Here is a 6,369-nt window from a genome sequence, read left to right as displayed (position 1 = left end):
GAACATCGCCCTCCTCAGCCTCCGCCAGATTGGCTTCGAAGTCCTGGCTATGGAAAATCTCCACAACCTTTTCGCCTTCAAAGATTCGCTCCGCCTGGGCGAAAGTGGAAAGCATTAACAAGATCGCAACCAGCACCAACTTAATCATCGTTAACTCCATAACGAGTTCATTGTGCTAGCTGCGAACATCATCAATCCTGTAGCCATGGGAGCTCAGTCGAGGCCGATATCAGTCAGAAGTGAGGAACAGGGGCTCCCGGTCGCTCACATCGGGCTGGTAGCGGTAACCGTTGGAGCTGGGGACGAAGCTATTGCGCTCCAACTGCCATTGCCAGGAAAGAGCAATGGCTTCCTCGACCTGTGCTTCCTCCATTTGCTCTGCGACTTTCTCTCTATTTTCATGAGCTCCTGGGCTCGCCAGATCATAGAACATATAGGCCTTGACAAAATCCTGCTCCGTCCCCCACCCATTTTCGAAATACCTAGCCGCCTCTCTATGGGAGAAAGGTGCATCTAACTCCACTGCTCGCACTATCCAGCCGAAGGCTTTTTCAAGGTCTACCTCTACACCTAGACCTTGGCGATATGTAGTCGCCATATTGATCATGGAGAACGTACTTCCATAATCTGCAGTTTTTTCAAGCCAGTATAGGTATTTTTCTTCATTCGGCTCGATACCCAGGTCTGAGTCTCCAAGTTGGTAAATATCTATAAGGTCTGTCATCGCCGACCTCAAACCCCGCTCGGCCGCTTCAGTGAGATGTTCCTCGCACCTTACAACGTCCTTATCGACCTCCATACCCTGACAGTATATTCTTCCAAGCTCATAATGGGCCTCTGCTGCCCCTTGGTTAGCGGCTTCTGTCAACCAATACAAGCCTTTTTCACGATCTGGCTCAACTCCCTTTTCCTCAAGGCCATACAAATAAGCTGCACCCACTAACACCTGAGCCCTAACGTCTCCTTCTTCTGCCTTAAGCAGATTTTCCTCAACGTCCTGAGTAGAAAATGCGCGCACCGCATCTTCATCTTGAAAAACCACTTTAGCCTGTGCAAGAAGAGTGAACGCCAGCAGGATAGTGATCAAAATCACCTTGATCATCTGATTAACTCCATATTATACACCCCCCTCTGCGTGCCATTTGCTTCTGTGTAGTATAGTACTATAGCCTCTAGCCGCCCACCTTCAGCTTCAAGGTCGGCATCAAACAGCATCACCTTTCTTTCGCCTTCTTGAACAAGTTCAAATCTATCACTTGCAACTCCAGAAGTTGCAGATGTGCCAAAAGGTGTCGAGGTGGTGGTGTGACTTATTTGCCCATGCCGATCCACCGCCACAGTGTCGCCGTTAGCATATTTTGCCCCGCCTAAATACAGTTCTCGCCCCTGCGCTGGGTGATAACTCAACAGAACCGTCAACTCCCCCGCCAGCTCCTCCGGAAAGCCCGCCGTGGCCGTCAGGTTGAGGGTATAGCGGTCCGGCACGATCCGCCGACCCTCGGCGGCCAGTTGCTCGGCCCACGTCTGCCGGTCGGTGGCGGGCCGGTCAATAGCTGGTCGGATGTCCTGCGGCGAACGCGTGGCGCGCAGTGCTTCCATATCGAATTCGATGCCGCTGAAGACCATCATCAGGGATTGCTGCTCCTCCTGGGCGTTGGCGAATGGCTGGAAGCGGAGCCGCTCCGGTTCCATCCCATAGAGGCTACGGCGCAACCAGAGTTCAATATTCCGCGGCACCAGTCGTACCAGCCAGTACCCTATCACCAGGGTCATGACACCAAGAATCAACGGGACCAGTATCAGCGAACTGGCAGCAACCGCGATGACACCACCGAGAATGCCGATACCGCCCAGATAGCGCTGATGGCGCACTCGCGAACTCAGCTCGCCGCGTCGGGCCATGGCGCCGGCTTCGGCCAGTGCCCGGAAGCCGTCGATGACACCGATGACCCCGACGGCCCGGCCCAGGTGTTTGGCAGCGCTTTCGTACTGCCCCGCCCGGACCGCTCGAACATCGGCCAGTTGGCCGCTAACGGCCAGGCCACGGCGGGCCTCGATGATAGCGGCCGTGCCCAAGGCAATCTGGGTGAGGGCCGCCATGGCGCCGAGCAATCCCCACCAGAGCTCCAGGCTCTTGGGCTTGTCGGCAACCGATTTGCCTACGTCATAGAAACTGACCAGCGCGAAGACGGTTTCGAGCAGTTGTACGGCCTTGTCGCCGCGACTCATGTTCCCCCACTGGCGATGCTGGTCGGCCATCAGCTTCTGCTGGTGCACCATGGGGATGCGGACGGGCTCTCCGCCCGCGGACAGCCCTTCCGGGCTGACACCTTCCACGTAGCCGGCCACATTGGTGAGATCGGCATTTCTGATCCGCCAAAGCATCCTGACACGGGTGTTGTCAGTGACATCGGGATCGGGCAGGTTCCCGCCGATGCGCTCGCCGTTTTCCAGATGATCGACATACTGGTACTCCCCGTTGCTGTTGCGCTGGGGTGATCCGTCCCGGTTGGCCTGGTAGCGGATGGTGCGGTGGTAGTCGCCCATGGAAACTTCCATCTCGACGACGTAGCTGGCACTGGCATCGAAGGTGGCATCCGCCGTGGTGACCAGGCTATCGACCTGCAATAGCCGCGCATAGCGCACCATCATCCCGGAGCGAGGGGCGATGGGCCGCCCCTGGGCGGCCTGATCCGCCGCCTCCTGCCCCAGCAGCGCGGCACCGGCAGCAAGGATGGTATCGCCCAACTGGGAGAGGGCCTGGCGCGCGGCATTGAAGTCCGACTGGCCCCAGCCGCCATTGGCTACTTCACGCAATGCCTTTAACCGGCCAAACCACTCTTCCAGCTTGATCTGGCCGAAGAAGGATTTGCCCTCCCCCAGCTCGAGCGAATCGGCCACGAAGGCTTCCGCAGCTTCCCGATTATTGTGGAAATAGGCACGCACGATGGGTGAGTGGGAGGAGTTCAACTGCTCCATCAGGTTCTGCCAGGCCCATTCGCTGTTGGTGGAAAGCACACCACCCAGCAAGGCGTTGCTGACAATTTCCGTCACGCGCAGACTGCATTGGGGGACTATGTAGTCGTAGCGATCCAGCGCGTCGCGCAAACCATGCACCAGCCACTGGGCGTAGTCGGCATCCATGCGCGGCACGAGAGTATCGATCGCCTTTTGCAGCCCCTCGAGTTCCTCTTCGATCTGGGCCACCTTCGCTTGATCGTAGTACTCCGGCAGCTCCTCCAGCACTTTTGCCAGGTTCTTGTTCACCGAGTAGATTCTTCGGCTACGCCGGCGCATGAGATCACGATAGCGGGCCACTCTGCTGGGATCGGCCATGTCGTGAAGGCTATCGAACCCGACCAGTCCATCGGGCGTGCCGGCCCAGCTTTTTTCGTGCGCATAAATACGCTGCAACCGCTGCCGGGAGTGCTCGTTGTCTTCGTTATCGATCTTGCTCTTCCAGTGTTCTTCGAACTGCTGTGTTTCCTCCGCCAAGGCTCTCCTTTCAGCTTCAATCTGATCCGCCAGGTCGCTGTCGATTTCGCGGATCTGCGCCTGGGCCGCCTCTTCCAGCGCGGCCTTCAGCTGGTTGACGGACGCCAGCCACTGGGCATTCCGGGCATTCTGCTCATCCGCCGCCTGATGGATCCGCATCGCCTCGATCGGCCGATGGCGATAGTCGTTGAGCTCCTCGAGAATGCCCACCTCATCCTTGATCGCCAGCATGACACCCTGGCCGGCCTTGCCTTCCAGGTCACGGTTATCCGCGACACGGGCGTCCATGGCCTCCAGTAGCTCCTCCAGCTCACGGCCGCTCATGCCCAGCCTGGGCGGCAAGCAATGCTGATTCAGCTGGCTCTGTGCCGCGCTTCCGGTGCAGGCCAGTGCGCGGGTATCGCCTGCGCCACCGGCTTGCTGCCCTGACGACAGGTATTCCGGTACCAGCGTGGCAATGTCGGACTGTGGAAAGGCGTACTTGGCTTGGCCGGTGTTGAGCCAGCCGTCCACGTCGAAGCGCTGCATGTGCCGCTCTCGCCACTCGCTATCCGAGGCGACCTCCTCCCAGAACGCTTCCGACCAGGGAACCTCGACATAGGCGAACCAGGCGGTGCGGGTGCTTGCCACGTTGGGCAGCGTCACCAGGGTGGCACTCGCCCGGTGCGAGTCCTGATCACAGGCGAACGTCTGCGGGGTGGGATCCTCCGGCGGCTCGCCGAGCCGAAACTGCAGTAGCTCAGCGGTCTCGGTGATCGCGTAGGCGTACCAGCGGTCGTTACCTTCGTCGTAGACGTAGAGAAAACCGCCACGCAGCTTTCTCAGGATGTATTGATTCTTCCTTTCTTTTCCCGCTACCGCATTGCCTTCCTCGTCGATCACGGTGTCCAGATCGATGGGGATGGGATTGCCGTCGGCATCCTGGGGGTAGAGCTCGCTGACCCTGTTCTCAGGTAACGCCGGCACATCGGGATTCTCTTCTACCTGGCAGACGGCGTAGCGTACGGGCAGGATCGGCAAGCCTTGGCGCATGCAGTAGCGGCAATCCTCCGCCCCCACGCCGGCACAGCCCTGGCTTCTGGCAGAGGTGTTCGCTGTCGCTGGATTCGGCGTCGTCATCCCGTTATTCCTTCTCTTGTCTTGTCATCCGAGATCGTCATCCACTCTTTCTCGGTAAAACCGTCCGTGAGCGATACATAGCTCATGCCGTCATGACGGCGCTTCCTCAGCACTTCCGCCATCAAAGGGTGTCGATCGAACCTTTCGTGGGTGGCCAGACCATGCAGTACGAAGGCGATGAGCTCGACCTCCTCTGTGATCCCGTAGCTTTCGGCCATCTTGACGAAGTGGTCGACCCGCAGCGAGGCATCCAGGGGGAGCGGCTCAGGTGCTACGTTATGCTTCCACCCTCGGAGGCACAGGTTGATCCTGGCCAGGCGTGCGACCGAGGCCCATTGGTCGGCCTCCATCGAGAACCGGGTCTGCATGCCCTGGTTTTCCAGTACCTGTCGCTCTCCGTTGATATCCACGTACTCCCAGCGCCTCACCGGCCCCAGGAGCGATGCCAACTGGTGCGGTGCCAGGATCAGCGCCAGATGATGCAGGGTGCGCTGATCGAAGTAGCGGAAGTGGACGCGGCCCTGCTCGGGGTGGTGCTGGATCATCAAGCGATCGAGATGCCGCCCCAGCGTGTGCAGGGAGTGCTGGCTCTCCAGCCAGCCGCAGACGCTGAGACGCCCTTTGTCGGACGCGACCCAGGCCTGGCTCGCCTGCCAGAGCTCGTCCCCCTTGTTGACCGCATACAGCCGCACCCGCTCTTCCGGGAGCTCGGCCCCCCGTGCGTTGCCCATTAGATAGACCTTGGGAGGGACGGCCTTCGCCAGTTGCTCCAGGACATGGCGGCGCCTGCTCTCGCCTTGGATGACCGGGTCATGCCGCAAGGGATCCACCAGGAGGTAATGGCTCATGGGATGTTCCATCATTGCCTACACCTTGCGGAAGCCCTGGCCATCACCGGCCGCGCTCATCGCGCGGCTGGAACAATCCTCGAGTTCTCCTTCCGGCAAGGCCGGTAGATCGCGGCTCATGCTCGTCGGCCCACCGAAGCTGTGCTGGGCGCCCTTGACGTCGATCTTGCCCGGGGCGTGGAGGTCGATGTTGCCGTCCTTGATCCGCACATAGGCGCCGCCGCAAACCAGCAGGATCTCCTTGGCCGCGCTCAGGTCGATGCTTTGCTCGGTCGAGGTGACCTTGACGTCCTTCTCGGCGGTCAGCTCCATCGCATCGCTCTGGGCCTGGACCTCGACCTTGCCCCGCGCAGCAAACAGCTTGATCCCGGCGTTCTGCACGAACAGCGAGAGTTTCTCGGAGAGCGAGGCGATCAGGCTGCGCCCGGTGGCCAGGTTGATGTCTTCGCCGCTGGTTACGCTGAGCGATTTGCCCTGCGCCAGGTGGCTCGATTCGGGGGTGCTCAGCGCANTGGCCGCGATCAGGCTGCGCCCGGTGGCCAGGTTGATGTCTTCGCCGCTGGTTACGCTGAGCGATTTGCCCTGCGCCAAGTGGCTCGATTCGGGGGTGCTCAGCGCGATCCCCGCCGGCGAGGCGAGGTGCAGCCAGGGGGCGTTGAGGCGTGCGGCTTCGCCACGCCCGCCTTGGCTGGCGCCCTGGGCGGTGGTGTGGTCCTGTTCCGTGGGGCCTTCGGCGTTGCCGTAGGTGCCTTGGGTGTCGTCGCCGGCTTGCTTGAGGTGGTCGCGGGCGTCCAGTGGCTCGGCGTGGTGCTGCTCGGCACTGCCGCTGAGGCTGTCGGCTAGGCGGTAGGCGCTGTGCAGTTGCTGGGTGGCGGGGCTGAGGTCGAGCTGGTCGCCGGCGCCGCCG

The 6,369-nt window shown here is 60.5% G+C and carries 4 protein-coding genes; all 4 read right to left on the bottom strand.

All coding sequences use genetic code 11. The annotated features are described in order from the left end of the window. Positions 1-229: 229 nt before the first annotated feature. The gene (locus SPH52_RS22320) at positions 230-1,102 is read right to left on the bottom strand and encodes a tetratricopeptide repeat protein (RefSeq protein WP_411797251.1); all 873 of its coding nucleotides are present in this window, start codon (positions 1,100-1,102) and stop codon (positions 230-232) included. Beyond that, positions 1,099-4,614: a T6SS effector BTH_I2691 family protein gene (locus SPH52_RS22315; RefSeq protein ID WP_411797250.1), complete on the bottom strand. Its 3,516-nt coding sequence runs from the start codon at positions 4,612-4,614 to the stop codon at positions 1,099-1,101. Before SPH52_RS22315 ends, SPH52_RS22320 begins: the two co-directional genes overlap by 4 nt. Continuing rightward, complete coding sequence (locus tag SPH52_RS22310; protein WP_411797249.1) at positions 4,611-5,462, bottom strand: DUF4123 domain-containing protein; 852 nt, start codon at positions 5,460-5,462, stop codon at positions 4,611-4,613. The genes SPH52_RS22315 and SPH52_RS22310 overlap by 4 nt, the downstream gene beginning before the upstream one ends. A gap of 18 nt (positions 5,463-5,480) precedes the next feature. Further along, the coding region (locus SPH52_RS22305; RefSeq protein ID WP_411797248.1) for a DUF2345 domain-containing protein at positions 5,481-6,369 on the bottom strand (889 nt) is incomplete at its 5' end.

This window comes from Halomonas sp. A29 (assembly GCF_046723295.1).
Taxonomy (GTDB): domain Bacteria; phylum Pseudomonadota; class Gammaproteobacteria; order Pseudomonadales; family Halomonadaceae; genus Halomonas.
Note: the sequence above shows the minus strand (reverse complement) of the source record. Positions and strands in the feature narration are given on the sequence as shown.